The sequence below is a fragment of the Mammaliicoccus vitulinus genome (assembly GCF_029024305.1).
In the GTDB taxonomy this organism is placed as follows: domain Bacteria; phylum Bacillota; class Bacilli; order Staphylococcales; family Staphylococcaceae; genus Mammaliicoccus; species Mammaliicoccus vitulinus.
Genome location: NZ_CP118974.1, coordinates 1,435,866 through 1,459,168, shown reverse-complemented (window position 1 = coordinate 1,459,168; position 23,303 = coordinate 1,435,866). Strand labels below are relative to the sequence as shown.

Genomic DNA, 23,303 nt, shown 5'->3' with positions numbered 1-23,303 from the left:
ATCATTACTCCTTTATTTACTTGTATGCGTCCATTCGTGACTATGTTTTTTTCTTTTAATATGCGCATAAATTTGGTCAGCTGCATAGTCTTGATTTGTATAAACAGTAATATCAAAGAATGCTTGGTTCTCCTCAAAAGGTTCAGTTAAATATAAATCTTTAAGATGATCAAATAAGGATTGCATCTGTTCTCTTGTTAAACTTGTATATTCTCTTAATGTTTTTTTGACGAGTTGAGCATTTGTATCATAAATACTTTGTACAACAATCACAAAGCGCTCATCTTGTTCCATAACGTCATCAAATAAATTAGTTTGACCAGCCATTATTACACCTTCTTTGTTAAATATTCATTATTAATGTTTATTATACTATATATGATGCCATATGAAAAAGTTCATCACTAAATTATAAGTGCATAAATAAAAAAATAAGAAAAGCATCCACTCAAAATATAACTGAGTGAATGCTTTTCATTATTTATTATTATATTGATGTTTAGATAAATCGATATCTTTAAGTTTGATAATTTTAGATTTTGTCGTGATTTTATGAACGAAATAAACAACAATTCCTAAAATGATTGGTAAGAATGATTCAATTAATACTGGGTAGTTTAACGTCATAATACTATCAAATGATTGACCAATTAGTAAAAAGGCAATGACAGCAATAACAATTATAGGTCCCAATGGATACAATGGTGCTTTATACTCTAATGTATCGGTTGTTGATTGTCCTTGCTTTTTAATTGCCATTCTTAAACGAATATGACTGATGATGCTCATCAACCATACGAGTGTTACGAGTGCGCCAAGCATGTTTAACAATCTGTAGTATCCATCTGTATTGATAGTTGCGTATATAATGGATAAAAAGATTAACACGATTGTCACACATAACGAAATAAATGGCATGTTATTTTTGTTTAATTTGTTAATAAATTTTGGTGCTTGCTTATGTTGTGCCAATGAGTAAAGTAATCTACTTGTTGCATATAATCCAGAATTACCTGCTGAAATAAGCGCGGTTAATATGACTGCATTGATAATTGAAGCGGCAAAAGCAATGCCAACTCTATCAAATACAATCGTAAACGGACTTTGTGTAACTGTATTTGATTTGTTTAATAATAATGGGTCTGTATATGGAATGATAGCTGCAATAACTGCAATTGCTAAAATGTAAAATAATAAAATTCTCCAAAATACTTGTCTGATTGCTTTAGGCATAGATTCTTTAGGATTTTCTGATTCTCCAGCAGTTACAGCAACAACTTCTGTACCACCAAAACTAAATCCTGCTACAAGAAGTACACCTAGGAATCCTGACATGCCATTCACAAAAGGTGCGTCTTTATATGTGAAGTTTGTTAAACCTAGTGGTTCGTTACCACCTAAAATACCAAATATAATAAGTACACCTACTATTAAAAAGATAATAATAGTTGCTACTTTAATAAAGCTTAACCAATATTCAGCTTCCCCAAATGCTTTTACTGTAAAAGCATTAAGTAAAAATAAAATAACTAGAAAAATGATGCTCCACACAAATGGATTGATATTTTGGAAAACATCCCAGTATGTTATGATTTTTGCAGCTGTTAAAATATCTACACTTGTTACGAGTGCCCATATAATCCAGTATAACCAGCCAACTGTAAAGCCAGCAGACGGGTCTATAAATCTACTTGAATAAGCACTAAATGATCCTGAAACAGGATAGAATGTTGCCAATTCACCAATAGCGGTCATTAAAAAGTAAAGCATAACACCGATAATAGAATATGCTACAAGTGCACCAGCAGGTCCAGCCTGTGTAATTACTGCACCACTAGCCATAAACAAGCCAGTACCAATTGATCCACCGATTGCGATCATAGATATATGTCTTGTCTTTAATCCTCGTTTCATTTCTTCCATATAAATCACCATACTTTCTATATTTGAAAACTCTTCTGAAATGAAAATATACATTATATTTTATTAGGTAATCATAAAATAAGCAACAAAAATTTTAACGCATAAATGCTTTAAAGCGATAAAAAAAGAGAAAGATAAAAAATAAAAAGTCATTTCATATAGTTGAAATGACTTTTTATGTCGTATATTGCTTAAAAATAAGAACTTATTTAGTTTCGCGATGTAACGTATGACGACCTAATCTTGGAGAATATTTTTTCATTTCAATACGCTCTGGATTAGTACGTTTATTTTTAGTTGTAATATAGGTTCTGTCGCCAGTTTCCGTACATGCTAACGTGATATTGACACGCATGTTCATCAGCCTTTCTATTCAGTAATCATTACGTTTTAAATTTTATCACATTTCAAAATGGTTATCAACACGAAATTATTTTGATTTTATATGATTGCGATATGAAGTGTAAAAGCGTATATTGTTATAATTAAAGAAAATACTAAATTAGGAGTTATCAGATGAAAAGTATCTACAAAAGTTTAAGTTTAATGATTGTAATTCTTGTATTTATATCGGGCTGTGGAAATCAATCTTCCAAAAATGACAAATTAAAAATTTATGCTACAAATTATCCTTATGAAAGCTTTGCTGAACAAATTGGGGGAGAACATGTCGAAGTAGATTCGATTTACCCAAGCGGAACAGATTTACACAATTATGAACCAACTCAAAAAGAAATGCTTAATGTTGCTAAAAGTGATCTTTTTATATATTCATCTAATGAACTTGATCCAGTCTCTAAAAAGATAAGTTCTACTATTAAAAATGATGATCATAAATTAGAAGCCATTTCGAAATTAAATGAAAGTGACCTATTAGAACATCATCACGAGCATGGGGAGGAACATGAACATGATCATGGTGAAGAAGAAGTAAACGCACAAGACCCTCACATTTGGTTAGATCCTATCGCTAATAAAGAAGCGGCTAAATCGATAAAGAATAAACTTGTTAAAAAGGATCCTGAACATAAAAAAGACTATGAGGAAAATTACAAAACATTAATTAAAGAGATTGATGGCATTGATCAAAAATTAAAAAACATTACAGATCATCCAAAAAGAGATACAGTGTTTATATCTCATGACTCTTTAGGTTATTTAGCTAATCGATATCATTTTAAACAAACTGGTGTTACCGGAATGAATAATGAAGAACCTAGTCAAAAAGAAATACTAGAAATTATAAAAAATATTAATCAAGCTAAAACACCATATATATTATATGAACAAAATGTAAGTTCAAAAATTACAGATATCATTAAAAAAGATACAGATAGCAAACCACTCAAGTTCCATAACTTAGAGGTACTAACTAAAGACGAAGAAAAAGAGAACAATATCTCGTATCAATCTTTAATGGAAGAAAATATAAAAACACTTGATAAAGCATTAAATAAATAATAATAGACTTATTTCGTTTACTTTTAGCAGTTAACCATGTATAGTAACTAATGGATTATTATTAATAGTTTTGAAAGAGGTCATTGATATGAAAATTTTTGATTATGAAGATGTACAATTAATTCCAAACAAATGTATAGTAGAAAGTCGCTCAGAATGCGATACTTCTGTTAAATTCGGACCAAAAACATTTAAATTACCAGTAGTACCAGCTAACATGCAAACAGTTATGAATGAAGAACTCGCTGAGTGGTTTGCTAGTAACGATTATTTTTATATCATGCATCGTTTTGATGAAGCGGGACGTATCCCATTTATCAAGAAAATGCAAAGTCAAAACTTATTTGCATCTATATCTGTAGGTGTAAAAGACAATGAATATACTTTTGTTGAACAACTTTCTAATGAGGGACTAGTTCCTGAATATATAACGATAGATATAGCACATGGTCATTCTGAGCAAGTTATTAGAATGATTAAACACATTAAGCAACACATTCCAGAAACATTTTTAATTGCTGGTAATGTTGGTACGCCTGAAGGTGTTCGTGAGCTAGAAAATGCTGGTGCAGACGCTACTAAAGTAGGTATTGGACCAGGAAGAGTGTGTATCACTAAAATTAAAACTGGATTTGGAACGGGTGGTTGGCAATTAGCTGCTATTAATTCATGTAGTAAAGCTGCTAGAAAACCTATGATTGCTGATGGTGGTATTAGAACGAATGGTGACATCGCTAAATCAATCAGATTTGGTGCAAGCATGGTAATGGTTGGTTCATTATTTGCTGCGCACGAGGAATCACCAGGTGAAACAGTTGAATTAGAAGGTAAATTATATAAAGAGTATTTTGGTAGTGCGTCTGAGTTCCAAAAAGGTGAACGTAAAAACGTAGAAGGTAAAAAAATGTTTGTAGAACATAAAGGCTCATTAAAAGATACTTTAGTTGAAATAGAACAGGATTTACAAAGTTCGATTTCATATGCAGGTGGAAAAGACTTACATTCTATTACAAAAGTTGACTACGTAATTGTACGAAATTCAATCTTTAATGGTGACCGTGACTAAATATAGGTGAGGTGACGACTTGAAAAAAGTATTTTACTTATTTTTATTGTTATTGTTTGTAACATTGATCAAGCCTGTCCCTGATTCAGATTTGTCTAGACAAATTCAACAAAGAGTATTAACCGTTCAACAGGGATTACTACACGAACAAACAGCTGAAAAAGTTGAACTTAAAACACCAAATGACCAAGAGTTTGCGATTAATAATATTCAAATCAATCAAACAAAAAGTGAAGTTGAAAAGAAACTTGGCAAACCAAAGCGTATAACCGCTAATGAGTATAACGAGAAATGGCATGTATATCATAATGATTACCATGAATTTGTAATGGTAAGTTATGATAATGACAAAGTAACAGGTTTATATACGAACCAAGACTTAATAACATCCCAAAAAGGGATCACAAGTAAAATGAACAAGGAAAAAGTTCGTTCTATACTTGGTGAACCAGAAAAAGAAATTCAAAAAGAAAAAGTGAAGCTCATTCAAAATGATGAAGATTACGATGTTTTCAAATTTGATAACATCTATACAACCGTTTTTTATGATAAACATGAGAATAATCAAATTAAAGGTATAATGCAAATAGCATCATCAACTGAAGATAAACGAACGAACCAATATCATGCAGGATCTGATGATTATAAAAATGCATTAGAATTACAAAACTTTGATCTTATAAATGCTGAGCGTGTTCAATTTGGCTTACCGACATTATCTTATAATGAAAATGTAAGTCAAACTGCAAGAAAGCATAGTCAAGATATGGTTGATAACGATTATTTTGATCATACTAATAAACAAGGTTTATCTCCATTTGATAGATTAGATAATGATGGCTTTGACTATATTACTGCTGGTGAAAACTTAGCATATGGTCAAATAAGTAGTATTTATGCACATCATGGTCTTATGAATTCACTGGGACACAGAAAGAACATTTTAAATAAAGATTATAAAGAGTTAGGTGTAGGTGTTGATATAGGCGAAGATTTACAGCCTTATTGGACGGAAAACTACATCACACAACAATAAGAAGAGAGATAGATAAATATTCTATCTGAGCAACTTTGATATAATTGTATCGAGATAAGTCATATTTCATATTTCCTTAAATGTTTAACACATGTTGTTTCTAATAATTTGATTGGTGGAATAACATATAAAGGGGAAGTTTTACATGGAAAGTAAAGAAATAAAGCATAAAGATTTAGATGTATTAGAACGTATTAAAGAATTATTAAATAAAAAAGATGTTTCATAAATATATGACATTAGTAATAAGAACTCGATAAAGGGAATATGAAAAAAAGGAGATGCGATTGCATCTCCTTTTTTATATGGTTACATTTCTCTAAATAATCCTACGACTTTACCTAATACTGTTACGTTATCTAAATAAATAGGTTCCATTGTATTATTTTCAGGTTGTAGTCTATATCTTGTTTCTTCTTTATAGAAGCGTTTAACAGTTGCTTCATCATCGTCAGTCATGGCAACGATAATATCTCCATTCTCTGCAATGGATTGACTGCGAACAATTACTTTATCACCATCAAGTATGCCAGCTTCAATCATACTATCTCCAATAACATCTAAAATAAAGATATTGCTATTATGAGTAGAAGTGAAATGAGCAGGTAATGGGAAGTACTCTTCAACGTTCTCAACAGCTGTAATTGGAATACCTGCTGTAACTTTACCTATAACCGGAACATGGATAGTATTCTCTTGGTTAATGTTTTCACCAGTTGTTTCGATTATTTCGATTGCACGAGGTTTAGTTGGGTCACGTTTGATATATCCCTTTTCCTCTAATCTAGATAGATGACCATGTACTGTAGAACTTGATGCTAAGCCAACCGCTAAACCAATTTCACGTACACTAGGTGGATAACCTTTCGTATGTACTATATGTTTGATGAATTGATATATTTCAGATTGACGTTTAGTTAATTCTTTCATAGTCGCACGCTCCCAATAAATTATTTAACCATATTATAGCACATACGTTTCCTTCGAACAAACATTTGTTCGTATTTTTATTGACTACGAACAGTTGTTCTGTTATCATAAAAATACAAACAAACGTTCTAGGGGGAATTGATTATGACAATTACAGTTAAGAAGACAATATTAGTATATGTGGCAGTATTCTTAATGACTCTATTAATAGGATATTTATATTTAGCTCAGTCAAATGATATCTATACAACAGAACAGACGTACGAGATGACAGATCATCAAATTAAACAACACGAACATAAACAACCTAATCATTTATCTGATTCAAATACAATAGTAGGGTCTATAGATTAATTATAAAACACGAGTAAATCCATTTGGATTTACTCGTGTTTTTTGGTATCTTTTATGTATGTAGAAAGTGGGGATAAAATGTTAGAAAAAACTAAAATAGATAGAATTAATGAACTCGCTAATAAAAAAAAGACAGAAGGTTTGTCAGAGACAGAAGCTAAAGAACAAACTAAATTGCGAGCAGAGTATTTACAAGCTTTTAGAGGAAACTTCAAAAGCACTATAGAAAATACTAAAGTAATAGATCCAGAAGGAAATGACGTAACACCTGAAAAAGTAAAAGAAATTCAAAAAAATAATAATATTAGGAAATAAATATAAATTAAGAGATAATAATTAATTTTCTAATTTTTTTCATGTATAATGAAAAGGGATTACAAGAATAAAGGAGACTACATTTATGTTTAATGAAAAAGATCAACTTGCAGTAGATTCAATTCGTGCTTTGAGTATAGATGCTATTGAAGCAGCAAATTCAGGACACCCTGGTTTACCAATGGGTGCAGCACCTATGGCATATACTTTATGGACTAAGCATTTAAATTTTAATCCTCAGTCTAAAAACTATTTTAATAGAGACCGTTTTGTTCTATCTGCAGGACATGGTTCAGCGTTATTATATAGTTTATTACATGTTTCAGGTAGTTTAGAACTTGAAGAAGTGAAAAACTTTAGACAATGGGATTCAAAAACACCTGGACATCCAGAGTTTAATCATACTGATGGCGTTGAAGTTACAACTGGACCATTAGGACAAGGTTTTGCTATGAGTGTTGGTATGGCAATGGCTGAAAAACATTTAGCAGGTAAATTTAATAAAGAAAATTATGATGTAGTAGACCATTACACTTATGTATTAGCAAGTGATGGCGATTTAATGGAAGGTGTTTCTCACGAAGCCGCTTCATTAGCTGGTCATTTGAAACTTGATAAATTAATCACGCTATATGATTCTAATGATATTTCATTAGATGGTGATTTAAATAAAGCATTCTCTGAAAATGTTAAAGAAAGATTCACTTCATATGGTTGGAGTTATATCTTAGTAGAAGATGGCAATGACCTTGAAGCTATTGATAAAGCCATCACTGAAGCAAAAACTTTAGAAGGTCCAACGATGATCGAAATCAAAACAGTTATAGGTTACGGTTCTCCTAATAAAGCTGGTACAAATGGTGTTCACGGTAATCCACTTGGAGAAGAAGAACGTGAATTAGCATTGAAAGCATACGGCTTAGATCCTTCTAAACGCTTTAATGTACCACAAGAAGTCTATGATGTATTTAGCGAAACAATGTTAACACGTGCTAACGAAGATGAATCAGCTTGGGATAAATTAGTTGAAGAATATACAAAAGCATATCCTGAATTAGGTGAAGCATTTAAACAAGCTATCTCTAATGAATTACCAGCTGATTATGCTAAAGAATTACCAGTTTATGATGCTGGCAATAGTAGTGCTACCCGTGCAGATTCAGGAGAAGTGATTCAAGCCTTAAGTAAATCAGTTCCTGCATTCTTTGGTGGTTCAGCTGACTTAGCATCATCAAACAAATCAAATGTTAAAGACGAAGCAGACTTTGACAGCGAAACACCAGAAGGACGTAACATTTGGTTCGGTGTTCGTGAATTCGGAATGGCAGCAGCAGTTAATGGTATGACTGTACACGGTGGTGTTAAACCTTATGGTGCAACATTCTTCGTATTCAGTGACTACTTGAAACCAGCAGTTCGTCTTTCAGCAATCATGGGCATACCATCAACATTCGTATTTACTCATGATTCAATCGCTGTAGGTGAAGATGGTCCAACTCATGAACCAGTAGAACAATTAGCTGGTTTAAGAGCAATTCCAAACTTAAATGTTATTCGTCCAGCTGATGGTAACGAAACAAGAGTAGCATGGAAAGTTGCGTTAGAATCTAAATCAACACCAACAGCATTAGTTTTAACAAGACAAAACTTAACTGCTTTAGATGTTGAAGAATCAGTATTAGAAGAAGGAGTTCGTAAAGGCGGATATGTTGTATATCGTTCAGAAATCGAACCTGAATACTTATTGCTAGCTTCTGGTTCAGAAGTATCTTTAGCTGTAGATGCAGCAAGAGATATCGAAGCACAAGGTAAAGGGGTACAAGTTGTATCATTACCTAACTGGAATGCTTTCGATCAACAAGATGCTGCGTATAAAGAATCAGTACTACCATCTTCAATTACGAAACGTGTCGCTATAGAAATGGCTTCATCTCTAGGTTGGCATAAATATGTAGGTCTTGAAGGTAAAGTTATTGGCATTGATACATTCGGTGCAAGTGCTCCTGGTGACCTAGTCGTAGAAAAATACGGATTCACTAAAGAAAACGTATTAAATCAAGTATTAAGCTTCTAATTATTTAACAAAAGCCTCATCCAAGAAATTTGGCTGAGGCTTTTTTATTTTAAACATCAAGTTTCGTCTTGATAAAATGTAATGAATTTAGTAAACTTTTAAAGGATACAGAAAGTGGGTGAAATAATGGCAACATGGTTAGCTATATTATTAATCATCGTGGCATTAATCGGTGGGCTTGCAATTGGATTTTTCCTTGCACGTAAATATATGATGGATTACTTGAAAAAGAATCCACCAATTAATGAAGAAATGTTACGTATGATGATGATGCAAATGGGTCAAAAACCATCTCAAAAGAAAATTAACCAAATGATGACAATGATGAATAAGAATATGGATCAAAAAACTAAATAGTCTTATATTAATCATAAGTAAAAATAAAACGTATAATCGTGATATTTTTAAAAGCCAGTTACACTATTATCGTGTAATTGGCTTTTTATCTTGAGGTTTCACTTATTGTTCAAATAAAAGTGTTTTAACTTATTTGTAATTTGATAGAATAGAATTAAGAGTGAGGGGGGACGATTGTGGAATTAACAGTTTTTGTAGCGTTTGGTGCAGGCATATTAAGTTTTGTATCTCCTTGCGTATTACCAATTTATCCTGCATTTGTTTCATATATAACTGGAATGAGTTATGATGATTTGAAAAGTAAAGGACTTAGTCGTAATGCGATATTACATACAATTACCTTTTTAATAGGATTTAGTTTCATTTATATGATATTAGGTATGGGTATAGGATATATTTCGGGTATGCTCATTAACTACCAAACTTTAATAAGACAAATAGGTGCAATTATTATCATCGTATTTGGTCTCATTATATTAGGTGTATTTCAACCTCAATTTTTAATGAAAGACCGTAAAATTAATTTTAAAACTAAGCCATCAGGTTATGTCGGTACATTTTTAATTGGTATGGCATTTGCAGCAGGTTGGACACCTTGTAACGGACCAATTATCGCAGCAATTGGCACATTAGCAGCTACTAACTCTTCACAAGCATTATTGTATATGTTGTTATATGTGCTAGGATTTAGTATTCCATTCTTTGTATTGACGTTCTTTATAACAAAATTACAAATTATTAAAAAGTACAATGTTGCTATCATGAAGTTTGGTGGTATAATTATGATAATTATGGGGATATTATTGTTCTTTGATTTGTTAACAGAGATAACGATATTTTTCCAATCTATAGGTTTGGAATAACCATAAATGAAATTTCGTACTTATAAGGGGTTTTAGATATGTATTTGCTTTTTTCATTTGTAATAGCTGCTTTAATGGGTTTAGCAGTTATTGTTGTTAGAATGAAAGCTCAAAATTATCCAACTAATACTAAAAAAATTGTATTGCCGCCGTTTTTTATGGCAACAGGTGCATTAATGTATGTGGTGCCATATTTCAGATTAAATGGTGGAGAAATTATAGAAGCCGTTTTAGTTGGGTTATTCTTTTCATTGTTTCTGATTTTTACTTCGAACTTTGAAATTAAAGATTCAAAAATATACATGAAACGATCTAAACTGTTTCCAGTCATTTTGATTACTTTATTAATCATCAGAAGTGTAGGTAAATTCTTCTTAAGTGATTCAATTGATCCAGGTCAATTAGCAGGTATGTTTTTCTTGCTAGCATTTAGCATGATTGTACCGTGGAGAATAGCTATGTATTTAAAATATAAAAAGTTAAAAGACCAAATGTCTATCGTAAATTAAAAACAACGCACAACTCATCTATTGAGTGTGCGTTGTTTTTGCTTCGGAAATTTCTTCTCTATGATCAAAGATAGAAAATTTATTTTTTTCGTCGTCTGCTAATTCGAACAAATTTAAATATGGTGTATAATCAATATTAAGTTCTGTTAGCTTTTTCTTCATAAATTTGTGATCCCTTTTTGGTGTCGCTACTATATAACCTCGCATAATATGATCGAGTTCAATTGTTGTGGCATGTTCTTCTAAAGCTATTTTAGATATTCGACCACCTATTTTTTCTTTAGCGACATCTCTAAATAAATCAGGTACCGGTGAAACTAATTCGTTTAATAAACTACGCGCCTCGTCATTCCATAAAGGTAAAGCCTTATGAATGTAATATTCTTGCCAATCTAGTTCACTCATACCGTTATCTTTAGGCATGCGCTTTAAAAATTTACGGAACATAAAGAATCCACCAATTGCAAGTAACGAAATAAATACTATGCACCATAAAACTATAAAAAATATAAATGCGTTACTCAATGAAATCACTCCTTAAATTAAGTATAAATGAAGCATTTCAACCTGTCTAACAAATATTTGTAAAGGAGCATTATAATGAAAATATTACATACTGCTGACTGGCACATCGGTAAGACGATTAATGGCCAATCATTAATAGAAGACCAAAAATTTATACTCAATCAATTATTTGATGCAATTAAAGAACATAATCCAGATGTTGTTGTAATTAGCGGTGATTTATATGACTTACACTATCCTAATAAAGAAGCGATGGTTGTTTTGGAAGATGCATTATCAATGATTAATTTAGAACTTGATACACCAATCATCGCAATTAGTGGTAATCATGACGGAAAAGAGCGTCTTAATTACGGTGAAAAATGGTTTGAAAAAACAGGTTTAAAAATCATGACGAGTTATGATCAATTATTGGAACCTATAAAAATGAATGACGTCAATATATATGTTATGCCTTATTTTACACCAGCTGACGTAAGACAAGTATTCGAGGTTAAGGACATCCATACACATCAAGAAGCGACGGAACATATTGTTGGTGAAATAGAGAAGGTTATGAATAAAGACGAAACAAATATATTAATTGGACATTTGTTTGTAGCAGGTGGAGCATCATCAGACTCTGAAAGACCACTTTCAATCGGTACAATTGAAACAGTTACTGCAAATACATTTAATGCTTTTGATGCGGTATTATTAGGGCATTTACATCACCCGTTTGCAATTCAATCAGATTATATATTTTACGCGGGAACGCCAATGCAATATTCGTTCTCTGAGGCAAATCAGGCAAAAGGTTATCGATTATTTGATATCGAGAAAAAAGGATTTAAGCAAACATTTATCCCTCTTGAACCAAGACGTTCATTTAATGTTGTGAATGCGCGCTATGAGGATGTTATACATGAGGAAGTTAAAATTAAAAATAAAGATGACTACTTTCATTTTAAGTTAACAGATATGGATCATGTGACGGATCCACTAATGAAGATTAGAAACATTTATCCTAATACGCTACAAATATCAAGACAAGATTATGAAGTAGCATATGATGAGATAGATGTAGATGTGCATACATTAAGTGATCTTGAAATTATTGAATCTTTCTATAATCATGTGACTGAAGAAACATTAGAAGGTATTAAGAAAGATAAAGTCATTCAACTGCTAGAAAAACATCTGAATAAAGGAGCGACTGAATAATATGAGACCTTTATCATTAAATATGCAATACTTTGGCCCGTTTATTGATGAGAAAGTTGATTTTAGACATTTATCTAAATCCCAGCTTTTCTTAATATGTGGTAAGACAGGATCAGGTAAAACGATGATTTTTGATGCGATGGTATATGCATTGTTCGGTAAGACATCTACAGAGTCCAGAGAAGAAGTAGATTTGAGAAGTCACTTTGCAGATCCAAAGTTACCTACAGAAGTTCAGTTTGAATTTGAAATTAAAGGTGAATCGTACCTCGTTACGAGAACGGTAAAATACATAAAAGAAGGCAATAAGAATCCTACGAATGCTACTGTTGAAGTATATAAGAAAGTAAATGACAAATGGGAACTCGAGACAAAGTCTATTAATACTAGTAATGATTACTTAAAGCAGTTATTACATATGAATGTGAAGCAGTTTAGACAAATACTTATTCTCCCACAAGGTGAGTTCAAACAATTTTTAGTATCAAATAGCACGGATAAGCGCAGTATACTTAGAACGCTATTTGATAGTGATAGGTTTGAAGAATTACAAGAACAGTTAGAATCAGAGATGAAGAAGGAATTAGCGCTAATAGAAAGTCATTATCAAAAAATATCTCAATATATGAGTGATATGCACGACTTTGAAGATGAACATCTCAAAGATATAAAGGCTATTGAAGGATATCGATATCAAACAATCATGCTTTCAATAGATTTATACGATAAAGTGGGTAATGAAAAGTTAAAAGTGTCGTTAGCAGAGAAAGAGAAGCAAGAAAAACAAGTTAGTGAAATAGAGAAAGCTTTTGAAAACGAAAAAACATTAAACGAAAACTTTAACACTTTATATGAAAAAGAAGCATTACTAAAAGCATTAAGAAAAGATGAAGCAGAAATCAATGATTTACGAAAACATTTAAAGTATTTAAAAACAGTTCAAAGCATGACATATCAATATAATCAATTAACAGATAAAGAACAGGCGTTAAATCTCGAAATAAAGAATGAAGAGGAACTACAACAAAGTATAGAACGTAATAAGTTGAAATTAAATGAATTAACAGAGCGTCTTTCAAAATTAAATGAGGATAGTGTGAAGATAGAACAGTATAGACAATTTGTGCAAAATACTAAACATATCAAAATGAGTTTAAATAAGTATCTAGAAGCGGAAACTAAACTTCCAAAAGTTATAGAAGAACAACAAGCATTGAATAAAGAGACAGATAAAGATAAACAAGAATTACAAACTTTTAAAAATAAACTTAATGCTATCAGTTACGATGAGTCTGAAGAACAAAATAAGACAAAACACCAAGAAACGTTAAAGCTCAACTTACAAGATCTTCAAACTAAACAAAAGCAGTATCATGAAAAGCTTGAATTATTAGAAAAACAGCAAGCATATACAAGTGAACTCGTTAAACTGGAAAAAGAGAAAGCTCATTTTGAAGAAAAGCTAAAAGTTAAGCGACAGTTTGACATATTAAGTGTAGAAGATGAAATTTTAAAAATTCAACAGCATGTACATCAAGGTGATGATTGTCCTATATGTGGATCAATGATTGAAACGATTAATGGAGATTATGATTTTGAAAGTTTAAGAAAAGAGAAAGCTCAACAATTAGAAGTGGAGCAAAGCCTACAAGGTGTTATTTATAAGATGACAACTTATAACGAAAGATTGAAATTAACGAAAGAACAGTTAGACAAATTAATGGATATTTCAGACGTACAAACAGAAATAGACAATACGACGGAACAAATTAATCAACTCGTAAATGAGATTCAGCTATATAGAGAGCGTAGACAATATAAGCAAAGTTTGCAAAACCAAATTCACGACATTGAAAAAGGTTTAACGCAAAATGAATTGCAACTGAATGATTTGAAAAACCAAATAACGATATATGAGAATGATGTCATCTATTTTAAGCAAGAAACAAAATTTGATGAGGTCGTACAATTTGAGAAGCAAGTACAGCAATATGAAAAAGCATTAACAGTATATGATGACGAGTTAAATCAATTAAATGTTCAAGTGGACAAGTGCAAAGAAGATAAGCAAGGCCTTCAAATGAAAGCAGCTACTGTTAAAGAGCGTAAATCGATGATAGAGGAACAAATCAAATTAACACGTGATTATTTAAGCAGAGAGATGGAACAACATCAAATTACATCTTATGAACAATTAGATGAGTTGTTACAACAAATTAATGACATTGATGAACATGAAGAAAAAATTAACCAATTTGATAAAAAATATATAGAAGTAGAAGCGGTTGTTAAAGAATTAGGTAAAAAAGTGAAGGATAAAGAAAGACCAGATACTTTGAAAACTGAGCATTTATTGAATGATGCAAAAGAAACGTTATCGGTCATTGTTAAGCAGTTGAATCAGCTTCAATTGAAAATAGATCAAAACAAGCAAAAATCAACTGCTATAAAAGGTGTAGTAGATAAGATTGAGCATGATTTACAAGAGCAAGCAGAAATGATTGAGCTATCAAGAATTATGAATGGTAAAAACAGTCAGAAATTATCTTTAGAGAATTATGTGCTTATTTATTATTTAAATCATATTTTAGATAATGCTAATAGACATTTCCTTAGAATGACGAATAATAGATATCAGCTTGTGCGCAAAAAAGAAAAGTCTCAAGGACTGAGTGGGTTAGAGATAGAAGTATTTGATCGTTTTTCTAATAGAACAAGGCATATTACTTCGTTGTCAGGTGGAGAAACGTTCCAAGCTTCTTTATCTTTAGCGATAGGCTTATCGGATGTTGTGCAGCAAGAAGCGGGTGCGATACATTTAGAATCGATGTTTATTGATGAAGGATTTGGTACATTAGACTCTGAAACTTTAGAAACAGCATTAGATACTTTAGTTAACATACAAATATCAGGTCGTTTAGTTGGCATTATTTCACACGTATCGGAATTGAAGACGAGAATACCGACTATTTTAAAAGTTAATAAAAATGGATTTTTAAGCACAACATCTTTTAGTTATAACTGATTGACACATCAAAGACATAAATAGCTTAAAATACGTATTTAAGTAGAGAATTTTATTTGATATATTTTAAGTAACAGAGTTATGGGAGTGTTGAGATGAAAAAGGGAATATTATTGAGTTTAATTGCGGGCATTATGTTAATCGTAAGCGCGTGTAGCAATAACGCGATTGAACCAGATAGTCAATTCGGTAATAAAATGCAGTCTTTTAATGTTACTGATCAAAATGGGGATAAGTTTTCACAGAAAGACATGAAAGGTAAAGTTTATATAGCTGATTTTATCTTTACAAACTGTGAGACAGTTTGTCCACCCATGACTTATAACATGAGCACGGTAATAGACGAGTTAGAAAAAGATGGTGTGAAGGATTATAGCGTTATAAGTTTTAGCGTAGATCCTAAAAATGATACACCTAAGAAATTGAAAGACTATGTTAAGCAATACAATGTGCCTCCAAATAAATGGACATTGCTTACAAATTACGATTTCAAGTTTATTAAGCAATATGCAGAAGATAACTTTAAGTCAATAGTAGCACCGCCGCCAAAAGGTAGCACACAAGTTACGCATGGTACAAGCTTCTATTTAATTGATCAAAACGGTAAGATTGTTAAGTCGTATAGCGGTCAAGACGCGGGAGATAAAAAGTTTCCAAAATCAGAAATTGTGGCAGATGTGAAAACGTTAGTAGAAGAAGGACCAATTGAAGATTAGTATAAACATCCACAATAAAAAGCACCCATTAACCGTCTTAAGGCGATTAATGGGTGCTTTTTATTTACTAATATGTAAAACTTACTTTTCACGTAAAGTATCGCGGATTTCTGTAAGTAATACAGTTTGCTCGTCAACTTCTTCTTCAACTTCACCTTTTTTCATTACAGTATTTGCAATTTTGATAAAGATGAATAAAGCGAAGGCAACTATTATGAAGTCGATAATAGATTGTATGAATAAACCATACTTAATACCCATAAGTGACCATTTTTCAGCAAAGTCAACTTCTCCGAATATTAAACCAATAAGTGGCATAATGACGTTTTCAACTAATGATGTAACAATTTTGTTAAAGGCAGCACCAATAACAACGGCGATTGCTAAATCTAAAACGTTACCTTGCAACGCAAAGTCTTTAAATTCTTTTAATAATGACATATTAAACACCTCCTTGTCGACATTATCATACATTAAACTACTAAAAATTGAAATAGTCAATTTGATTTTATTCCTATTATTTGTTAAAGTGTTGCATGTTGCTGTTTTATATTGACTTTTAAAATTAATAGGATTATGAACAGTCAAAACGGGAATACATAAATACGAGTTTGTAAATTTGAGAGGAGAATGAAAATGTCTAATATGCCAATGCAACCAAATGGTAGGAAACTATCGAATGTTTTTACGGCATCTGCAATTGTTATAGGTATTATTGTGGCAATTGGAGCTATTTTTCCAACACAGTTTGGCGATGTAACAAGCGACATTAGTAGTTGGATTTCTACATATTTTGGTTGGTACTACATGATTATTACTATTGGTATGGTATTTTTCTGTATATTTATCATATTCAGCCCAATTGGTAAGTTGAAACTTGGTAGACCACAGGATAAACCAGAATTCAATACAGTTTCATGGTTTGCGATGTTATTTAGTGCTGGAATGGGTATAGGTTTGGTCTTTTATGGAGCAGCTGAACCGATGTCTCATTATCTATCACCTCCAACTGCTGATCCAGAAACAAGAGAAGCAATGACTGAATCAATGCGTTCTACTTTCTTACATTGGGGCTTCCATGCTTGGGGCATTTATGGAGTTGTAGCATTAGCACTTGCTTATGCACAATTTAGAAAAGGTGAACCAGGCTTATTATCTAAAACTTTAAGACCATTATTAGGAAATAAAGTTGATGGCCCGATAGGTACGATCATTGATGTATTATCTGTATTTGCAACAGTAGTAGGGGTTGCAGTTTCATTAGGTATGGGTGCTTTACAAATCAATGGTGGTTTAGAATACTTATTTGGTGTTCCAAATAACATTGTTGTACAAGGGATTATTATTATTATTGTTACTATACTATTCCTAGCTAGTGCTTGGAGTGGTTTGAGTAAAGGTATTCAATATTTAAGTAATACAAATCTAGTTTTAGCTTCAATATTATTAGTTGTTACTTTAATTTTAGGTCCAACAATTTTAATCTTAAATATGTTTACATCATCAACAGGTGCACTGTTTGACGGTTTCTTATTTAATAGTTTTGATGTTGCACCATTAAATGAGCAAAAAAATAAATGGCTAAATACTTGGACCCTTTACTATTGGGGTTGGTGGATGAGTTGGAGTCCATTCGTAGGTATATTTATCGCACGAGTATCTAGAGGACGTTCTATTCGTGAATTTATTTTAGGCGTTATGCTTGTACCTACAATCATTAGTTTTATTTGGTTTAGTGTATTTGGCGTTACAGGTATCGAAGTCGGTAAAAAAGTACCAGAAGTATTTAAAATGTCAACAGAAACTCAGTTGTTTGGTGTATTTAATGAAATGCCAATGGGTACAGCTTTATCTATATTAGCATTAGCGTTAGTTTGTATATTCTTTGTTACATCTGCTGATTCAGCTACATTTGTACTTGGAATGCAAACGACTCACGGTTCATTAAATCCATCAGGTATGGTAAAAGTCATATGGGGTATAGCTCAGTCATTGATTGCATTTGTATTGTTACTATCAGGCGGTAATGCCGGACTAGGTGCTTTACAATCTGCAGCGATCATATCGGCATTCCCATTTAGTTTTATTATCATATTAATGATAATTGCGTTTTATAAAGATGCTAACCAAGAAAGAAAATATCTTGGTTTATCCATTACACCAAATAAACATCGTATGAAAGAATACGTAGAAAAATCTAAACGTGAGTATGAACAAGAACTCAAAGAACAAAGACGTTTAGAGAGAGAAATGGAAGATTAAATTAATAAGCATCTTTTAAATTAAAGCATGATATATTGAGGTTGAGACAAAATAATTGTCTCAACCTCAATTTTTTTGTATATGGTTTCACTTTTCCCGAAAGATTTTAGTCCTTTAGTTGATAATAGTTATCAATTAATAACTAATTATTATGAATAACTGAATATACATAAGTAAAACTTATGGTTCCGTATCATAAACTTGAATGATAAATATAGTTATTTTTAAGAGTAATGTATTGTTTTACTAAAGTATTGATTATACAATTGTATATGAAGCATTAACTTGCACAATTTTAAAGGGGGAACAAAAATGAGCTCAAGTTTAAAAGAACAATCTAAAAAGTCTTTTGAATTGAATGGCAAAACTTACACGTTTTATAGCTTGAATACGTTAGATGAATTAGGTTTATCTAATGTGGACAAACTACCATATTCTATACGTGTATTATTAGAATCGGTATTAAGACAATTTGACGGTCGTGTGATTAAAGAAGAACACATCATGAATTTAGCAAAATGGGGTAAATCTAACGATGAAAATGCAGAAGTACCATTTAAACCATCACGTGTTATCCTACAAGATTTCACGGGTGTACCTGCAGTAGTTGACTTAGCTTCATTACGTAAAGCAATGGATGATGTAGGCGGAGATGTTTCTAAAATCAACCCAGAAGTGCCAGTTGATCTAGTTATTGACCACTCTGTACAAGTAGATAGTTATGCATTACCGAATTCATTAGAAATGAACATGAAGCTAGAATTTGAACGTAATATTGAACGTTATCAGTTTTTAAACTGGGCAACTAAATCGTTCGACAACTACCGTGCTGTACCACCAGCTACTGGTATTGTTCACCAAGTTAACTTGGAATACTTAGCAAGCGTTGTTCACATTAGAGAAGAAGAAAACGAACTTGTAACATATCCAGATACGCTAGTAGGTACTGACTCTCATACTACTATGATTAATGGTATTGGCGTACTTGGTTGGGGTGTCGGTGGTATTGAAGCCGAAGCTGGTATGTTAGGTCAACCTTCATACTTCCCAGTTCCTGAAGTAATCGGTGTTAAATTAACGAATGAATTACCTCAAGGTACAACAGCTACTGACTTAGCTTTACGTGTGACTGAAGAGTTACGTAAAAAAGGCGTTGTTGGTAAATTTGTAGAATTCTTTGGCCCTGGTGTTGAAAAGTTACCATTAGCTGATAGAGCTACAATTGCTAACATGGCACCTGAATATGGTGCAACTTGTGGATTCTTCCCAGTAGACGAAGAATCATTAAGTTATTTACGCTTAACAGGTCGTAGTGAAGAACAAGTACAAGTTGTAGAAAAATATTTAAAAGAAAACAACATGTTCTTCAAAGCTGAAAAAGTAGAACCAACATATACTGATGTTGTGGATTTAGATTTATCTACTGTAGAAGCTTCATTATCAGGACCTAAACGTCCACAAGACTTAATTAAATTAAGCAATATGAAAGAATCATTTGTTGACTCAGTTACGGCTCCTGCTGGTAACCAAGGTCATGGATTTGATAAATCAGAATTTGACAAAACAGTTGATATTGAATTAGCAGATGGTAGGAAGACATCAATGACTACAGGTGATATTGCAATTGCAGCTATCACGTCTTGTACGAATACTTCAAATCCATATGTTATGTTAGGTGCTGGATTAGTAGCGAAAAAAGCTATTGAAAAAGGATTAAAAGTACCTGATTACGTTAAAACATCATTAGCGCCTGGTTCTAAAGTTGTTACAGGTTATTTAAGAGATGCAGGATTACAAGAATATCTAGACGAACTTGGATTTAACTTAGTTGGTTATGGTTGTACAACTTGTATCGGTAACTCTGGTCCTTTATTACCAGAAATTGAAAAGGCTATAGCAGACGAAGATTTACTTGTTACTTCTGTATTATCAGGTAACCGTAACTTTGAAGGTCGTATTCATCCACTAGTTAAAGCAAACTACTTAGCTTCACCACAATTAGTAGTAGCATACGCGTTAGCTGGAACAATGAATGTTGATTTACAAAAGGATCCGTTAGGTAAAGATTCAAATGGTGAAGATGTGTACTTAAAAGACATCTGGCCATCAATTCAAGAAGTTAAAGATACAGTTCTTTCTGTCGTAACACCTGAATTATTTAAAACAGAATACGATTCAGTATTTGAATCTAACGAAGTTTGGAACTCAATTGAAACAACAGATCAACCGTTATATGACTTTGATCCAACTTCAACTTATATCCAAAATCCTACTTTCTTTGAAGGCTTATCTACAGTACCAGCAGATATCCAACCTTTAAATGATTTACGTGTAATGGGTAAATTTGGGGACTCAGTTACAACTGACCATATTTCTCCTGCCGGTGCAATTGGTAAAGATACACCAGCTGGTAAGTACTTACAAGAAAATGGTGTTGCAATTAGAGACTTTAACTCATACGGTTCTCGTCGTGGTAACCACGAAGTAATGATGAGAGGTACATTTGCTAACATTCGTATTAAGAACCAATTAGCGCCAGGTACTGAAGGTGGATATACAACATATTGGCCAACTGAAGAAGTAATGCCTATCTTTGATGCTTCAATGAAATATCAAGAAAATGGCATCGGCTTATGTGTATTAGCTGGTAATGACTATGGTATGGGATCATCTCGTGACTGGGCTGCTAAAGGTACTAACCTTTTAGGTGTTAAAACAGTTATAGCTCAAAGTTATGAACGTATTCACCGTTCAAACCTTGTTATGATGGGTGTATTACCTTTACAATTTAAAAAAGGTGATTCAGCTGATAGCTTAGGATTGACTGGTAGAGAAGCAATTTCAGTAGACATTCATGAAGGTGTTAAACCTCGTGACATTCTAAAAGTTACTGCAACTAGTGAAGATGGTAAAGTAACTGAATTCGAAGCATTAGCTCGATTCGATTCTGAAGTTGAAATTGATTACTACAGACACGGTGGTATTCTACAAATGGTTTTAAGAAATAAATTAGCTTAATATATTAAGAGTCCGGGACATTAATGTTCCAGACTCTTTTCTATTTGTGGTATGATTAAGATAAGGAATTTAGAAAGAGGGATTGAAGAATGATATATAGTGAAACACCAATAGATGTAAGGTACGCAGAAACAGATAAAATGGGTGTTGTTTATCATGCCAATTATGCAATTTGGCTAGAAGTTGCACGAACAGACTACATTTATAAAGCTGGATTTAGTTATGCAGATATGGAGAAGGCAGGCATTATTTCTCCTGTAGTGGATTTGAATATTAAATATAAACAATCTATTACGTATCCTGAAAAAGTGATCATCAAAACGTGGATTTCTCATTACTCACCAATTAGGTCGATATATTCATATGAAATATTGAATGAAAATAGAGAAATAGTTTCTACAGGCACTACGACACATGTTTGCTTGAAAAAAGGATCAAACAGACCAATTAGATTAGATAAAAGTTTTCCTGAATGGCATGAAGCATATTTAAAAATTCATGAAGAAACTGAACAAGGTATTGATCGTAAACTATAAAAATAAGCAGATGTGTTTCGCTTGATAAACGAAATACATCTGCTTTTTATAGTTTATTTTGAAGTTTTAACTTCATATTTAATTTCTCCATTATCGTTTAAATCAATTACTAAATCATTACCTTCAAAATACCATAAATCTTTTTCATCAATAAAGAACGGAATGTCATTTTTAACATCTTTAAAACCTATTTCGGAAGCACTTAAAGGATCCACAGTGAAAGCTGGCGAAAAGCCTTGTTTTAATTGAAATTCACCACCATAGCGAACGAAAATTCGTAATGCTTGATCGTCATGGAATTCTAATTCATTTTTAAACCATTCAATAGCTTTTTCAGTAATTTCTAAATTCATAGTGCATTCTCCTTTACATCCATTTAATTTTGGGTTCATTTCCTTTAAATATCCTTACGATATTTGATTGATGTCTAACGAGTAGAATTAACATTATGGCGATGGATACGATTAAAAATGGTAAATCGCCAATGATAATAGCACCAATTACACAACCTATACCCGCAATCATACTAGATAATGATACATATTTTGTTGAATACAAAATAATAATGAATACAATAGCTAGTACGATAAGCAATACCGGATGTACACCGAGAACGGCGCCAGCGCTAGTAGCAACTGCTTTGCCGCCTTTAAATTTCAAGAAGATTGGAAATACATGTCCGATAACTGCACAAATACCTACGAATATACTAGGAATATCTACATTAAACCATAATGGGAAGAAAACTACAATGAAACCCTTGAATATATCTAGGAACATCACAATAAACCCAGCTTTTTTACCTAGTACTCTAAATGTATTTGTGGCACCTAAATTGCCACTTCCAAATTGTCGAATATCTTTTTTATAAAATAATTTACCTAACACAAGGCCACTTGGGAAACATCCAAATAAGTAGCTAAGTATAATAACAACAAATGTCATTATTGAAACACTCCTTTGATAGCAGGTACTAATAGTTTACCATAACTCAATATCGGTTACTATTTAAAAATATGCTAAAGTGGTCACAATGTAAAGTGAAATTGTACCACTATTATGGATAGGGCTTGCATTTTCTAGGGATTTATAACAAAATAACTAATGTATAGTTAAAAAACGAACGTACG

Annotated in this window: 23 protein-coding genes; 15 read left to right on the top strand and 8 right to left on the bottom strand. The window is 32.2% G+C overall.

The window, feature by feature from the left end; genetic code table 11:
- Positions 1-12: 12 nt before the first annotated feature.
- The 3 genes from PYW35_RS07335 to rpmG all read right to left on the bottom strand — a co-directional run bounded on the left by PYW35_RS07335 (position 13) and on the right by rpmG (position 2,278).
- Positions 13-327 (bottom strand): hypothetical protein, encoded by a 315-nt coding sequence (locus PYW35_RS07335; protein WP_016911668.1) that lies wholly within the window; start codon positions 325-327, stop codon positions 13-15.
- 150 nt (positions 328-477) lie between these two features.
- Complete coding sequence (locus PYW35_RS07330) at positions 478-1,923, bottom strand: amino acid permease (protein ID WP_016911667.1); 1,446 nt, start codon at positions 1,921-1,923, stop codon at positions 478-480.
- A 205-nt stretch (positions 1,924-2,128) separates the two neighbouring features.
- Positions 2,129-2,278 carry a 50S ribosomal protein L33 gene (rpmG, locus tag PYW35_RS07325; protein WP_083840518.1) on the bottom strand — a complete coding sequence of 50 codons (150 nt, stop codon included), beginning with the start codon at positions 2,276-2,278 and terminating at the stop codon, positions 2,129-2,131.
- A 161-nt stretch (positions 2,279-2,439) separates the two neighbouring features.
- Here rpmG and PYW35_RS07320 point away from each other — a divergent pair, with 161 nt between their 5' ends.
- The 3 genes from PYW35_RS07320 (at position 2,440) to PYW35_RS07310 (ending at position 5,486) form a co-directional block, all read left to right on the top strand.
- Complete coding sequence (locus tag PYW35_RS07320) at positions 2,440-3,384, top strand: metal ABC transporter solute-binding protein, Zn/Mn family (protein ID WP_016911666.1); 945 nt, start codon at positions 2,440-2,442, stop codon at positions 3,382-3,384.
- Between the two features lie 88 nt (positions 3,385-3,472).
- Entirely contained in the window at positions 3,473-4,450 is a 978-nt protein-coding gene (guaC, locus tag PYW35_RS07315) for a GMP reductase (RefSeq protein WP_103322481.1), read from the top strand.
- Between the two features lie 19 nt (positions 4,451-4,469).
- A complete protein-coding gene (locus PYW35_RS07310) occupies positions 4,470-5,486 on the top strand; it encodes a CAP domain-containing protein (RefSeq protein WP_103322480.1) in 1,017 nt (338 codons plus the stop codon).
- Between the two features lie 309 nt (positions 5,487-5,795).
- On the opposite strand, the gene lexA is transcribed toward PYW35_RS07310, so the two are convergent.
- Positions 5,796-6,416 carry a transcriptional repressor LexA gene (lexA, locus tag PYW35_RS07305; protein WP_016911663.1) on the bottom strand — a complete coding sequence of 207 codons (621 nt, stop codon included), beginning with the start codon at positions 6,414-6,416 and terminating at the stop codon, positions 5,796-5,798.
- 144 nt (positions 6,417-6,560) lie between these two features.
- Between lexA and sosA the strand changes: the two genes are divergently transcribed.
- The 6 genes from sosA (at position 6,561) to PYW35_RS07275 (ending at position 10,888) form a co-directional block, all read left to right on the top strand.
- A complete protein-coding gene (gene sosA, locus PYW35_RS07300; RefSeq protein ID WP_016911662.1) occupies positions 6,561-6,770 on the top strand; it encodes a DNA damage-induced cell division inhibitor SosA in 210 nt (69 codons plus the stop codon).
- Between the two features lie 78 nt (positions 6,771-6,848).
- Complete coding sequence (locus PYW35_RS07295; protein ID WP_103322479.1) at positions 6,849-7,085, top strand: DUF896 domain-containing protein; 237 nt, start codon at positions 6,849-6,851, stop codon at positions 7,083-7,085.
- An 85-nt stretch (positions 7,086-7,170) separates the two neighbouring features.
- On the top strand, positions 7,171-9,159 hold the full coding sequence (gene tkt / locus PYW35_RS07290) for a transketolase (protein ID WP_103322478.1): 1,989 nt from the start codon (positions 7,171-7,173) through the stop codon (positions 9,157-9,159).
- Between the two features lie 126 nt (positions 9,160-9,285).
- Entirely contained in the window at positions 9,286-9,516 is a 231-nt protein-coding gene (locus PYW35_RS07285) for a YneF family protein (RefSeq protein WP_016911659.1), read from the top strand.
- A 176-nt stretch (positions 9,517-9,692) separates the two neighbouring features.
- Entirely contained in the window at positions 9,693-10,379 is a 687-nt protein-coding gene (locus PYW35_RS07280) for a cytochrome c biogenesis CcdA family protein (protein WP_016911658.1), read from the top strand.
- A 38-nt stretch (positions 10,380-10,417) separates the two neighbouring features.
- The gene (locus tag PYW35_RS07275; RefSeq protein ID WP_016911657.1) at positions 10,418-10,888 is read left to right on the top strand and encodes a CcdC family protein; all 471 of its coding nucleotides are present in this window, start codon (positions 10,418-10,420) and stop codon (positions 10,886-10,888) included.
- Between the two features lie 18 nt (positions 10,889-10,906).
- On the opposite strand, the gene PYW35_RS07270 is transcribed toward PYW35_RS07275, so the two are convergent.
- On the bottom strand, positions 10,907-11,419 hold the full coding sequence (locus PYW35_RS07270; RefSeq protein WP_390894089.1) for a DUF2621 family protein: 513 nt from the start codon (positions 11,417-11,419) through the stop codon (positions 10,907-10,909).
- Positions 11,420-11,488: 69 nt separating this feature from the next.
- Between PYW35_RS07270 and sbcD the strand changes: the two genes are divergently transcribed.
- The 3 genes from sbcD (at position 11,489) to PYW35_RS07255 (ending at position 16,357) form a co-directional block, all read left to right on the top strand.
- Complete coding sequence (gene sbcD / locus PYW35_RS07265; RefSeq protein ID WP_103322477.1) at positions 11,489-12,616, top strand: exonuclease subunit SbcD; 1,128 nt, start codon at positions 11,489-11,491, stop codon at positions 12,614-12,616.
- Position 12,617: 1 nt separating this feature from the next.
- Positions 12,618-15,641: an exonuclease subunit SbcC gene (sbcC, locus tag PYW35_RS07260; protein ID WP_103322476.1), complete on the top strand. Its 3,024-nt coding sequence runs from the start codon at positions 12,618-12,620 to the stop codon at positions 15,639-15,641.
- Between the two features lie 95 nt (positions 15,642-15,736).
- On the top strand, positions 15,737-16,357 hold the full coding sequence (locus PYW35_RS07255) for an SCO family protein (protein ID WP_103322475.1): 621 nt from the start codon (positions 15,737-15,739) through the stop codon (positions 16,355-16,357).
- Positions 16,358-16,438: 81 nt separating this feature from the next.
- Here PYW35_RS07255 and mscL read toward each other — a convergent pair whose 3' ends face one another.
- On the bottom strand, positions 16,439-16,798 hold the full coding sequence (gene mscL / locus PYW35_RS07250) for a large conductance mechanosensitive channel protein MscL (RefSeq protein WP_016911652.1): 360 nt from the start codon (positions 16,796-16,798) through the stop codon (positions 16,439-16,441).
- 195 nt (positions 16,799-16,993) lie between these two features.
- Between mscL and PYW35_RS07245 the strand changes: the two genes are divergently transcribed.
- The 3 genes from PYW35_RS07245 (at position 16,994) to menI (ending at position 22,173) form a co-directional block, all read left to right on the top strand.
- Positions 16,994-18,619 carry a glycine betaine uptake BCCT transporter gene (locus tag PYW35_RS07245; RefSeq protein ID WP_016911651.1) on the top strand — a complete coding sequence of 542 codons (1,626 nt, stop codon included), beginning with the start codon at positions 16,994-16,996 and terminating at the stop codon, positions 18,617-18,619.
- A 312-nt stretch (positions 18,620-18,931) separates the two neighbouring features.
- Complete coding sequence (gene acnA, locus PYW35_RS07240; protein WP_103322474.1) at positions 18,932-21,637, top strand: aconitate hydratase AcnA; 2,706 nt, start codon at positions 18,932-18,934, stop codon at positions 21,635-21,637.
- Between the two features lie 89 nt (positions 21,638-21,726).
- Complete coding sequence (gene menI, locus PYW35_RS07235; protein WP_103322473.1) at positions 21,727-22,173, top strand: 1,4-dihydroxy-2-naphthoyl-CoA hydrolase MenI; 447 nt, start codon at positions 21,727-21,729, stop codon at positions 22,171-22,173.
- A 53-nt stretch (positions 22,174-22,226) separates the two neighbouring features.
- On the opposite strand, the gene PYW35_RS07230 is transcribed toward menI, so the two are convergent.
- Positions 22,227-22,526 carry a HesB/YadR/YfhF family protein gene (locus PYW35_RS07230; RefSeq protein WP_103322472.1) on the bottom strand — a complete coding sequence of 100 codons (300 nt, stop codon included), beginning with the start codon at positions 22,524-22,526 and terminating at the stop codon, positions 22,227-22,229.
- A gap of 13 nt (positions 22,527-22,539) precedes the next feature.
- On the bottom strand, positions 22,540-23,121 hold the full coding sequence (gene plsY / locus PYW35_RS07225; RefSeq protein WP_232059961.1) for a glycerol-3-phosphate 1-O-acyltransferase PlsY: 582 nt from the start codon (positions 23,119-23,121) through the stop codon (positions 22,540-22,542).
- Positions 23,122-23,303: the final 182 nt, after the last annotated feature.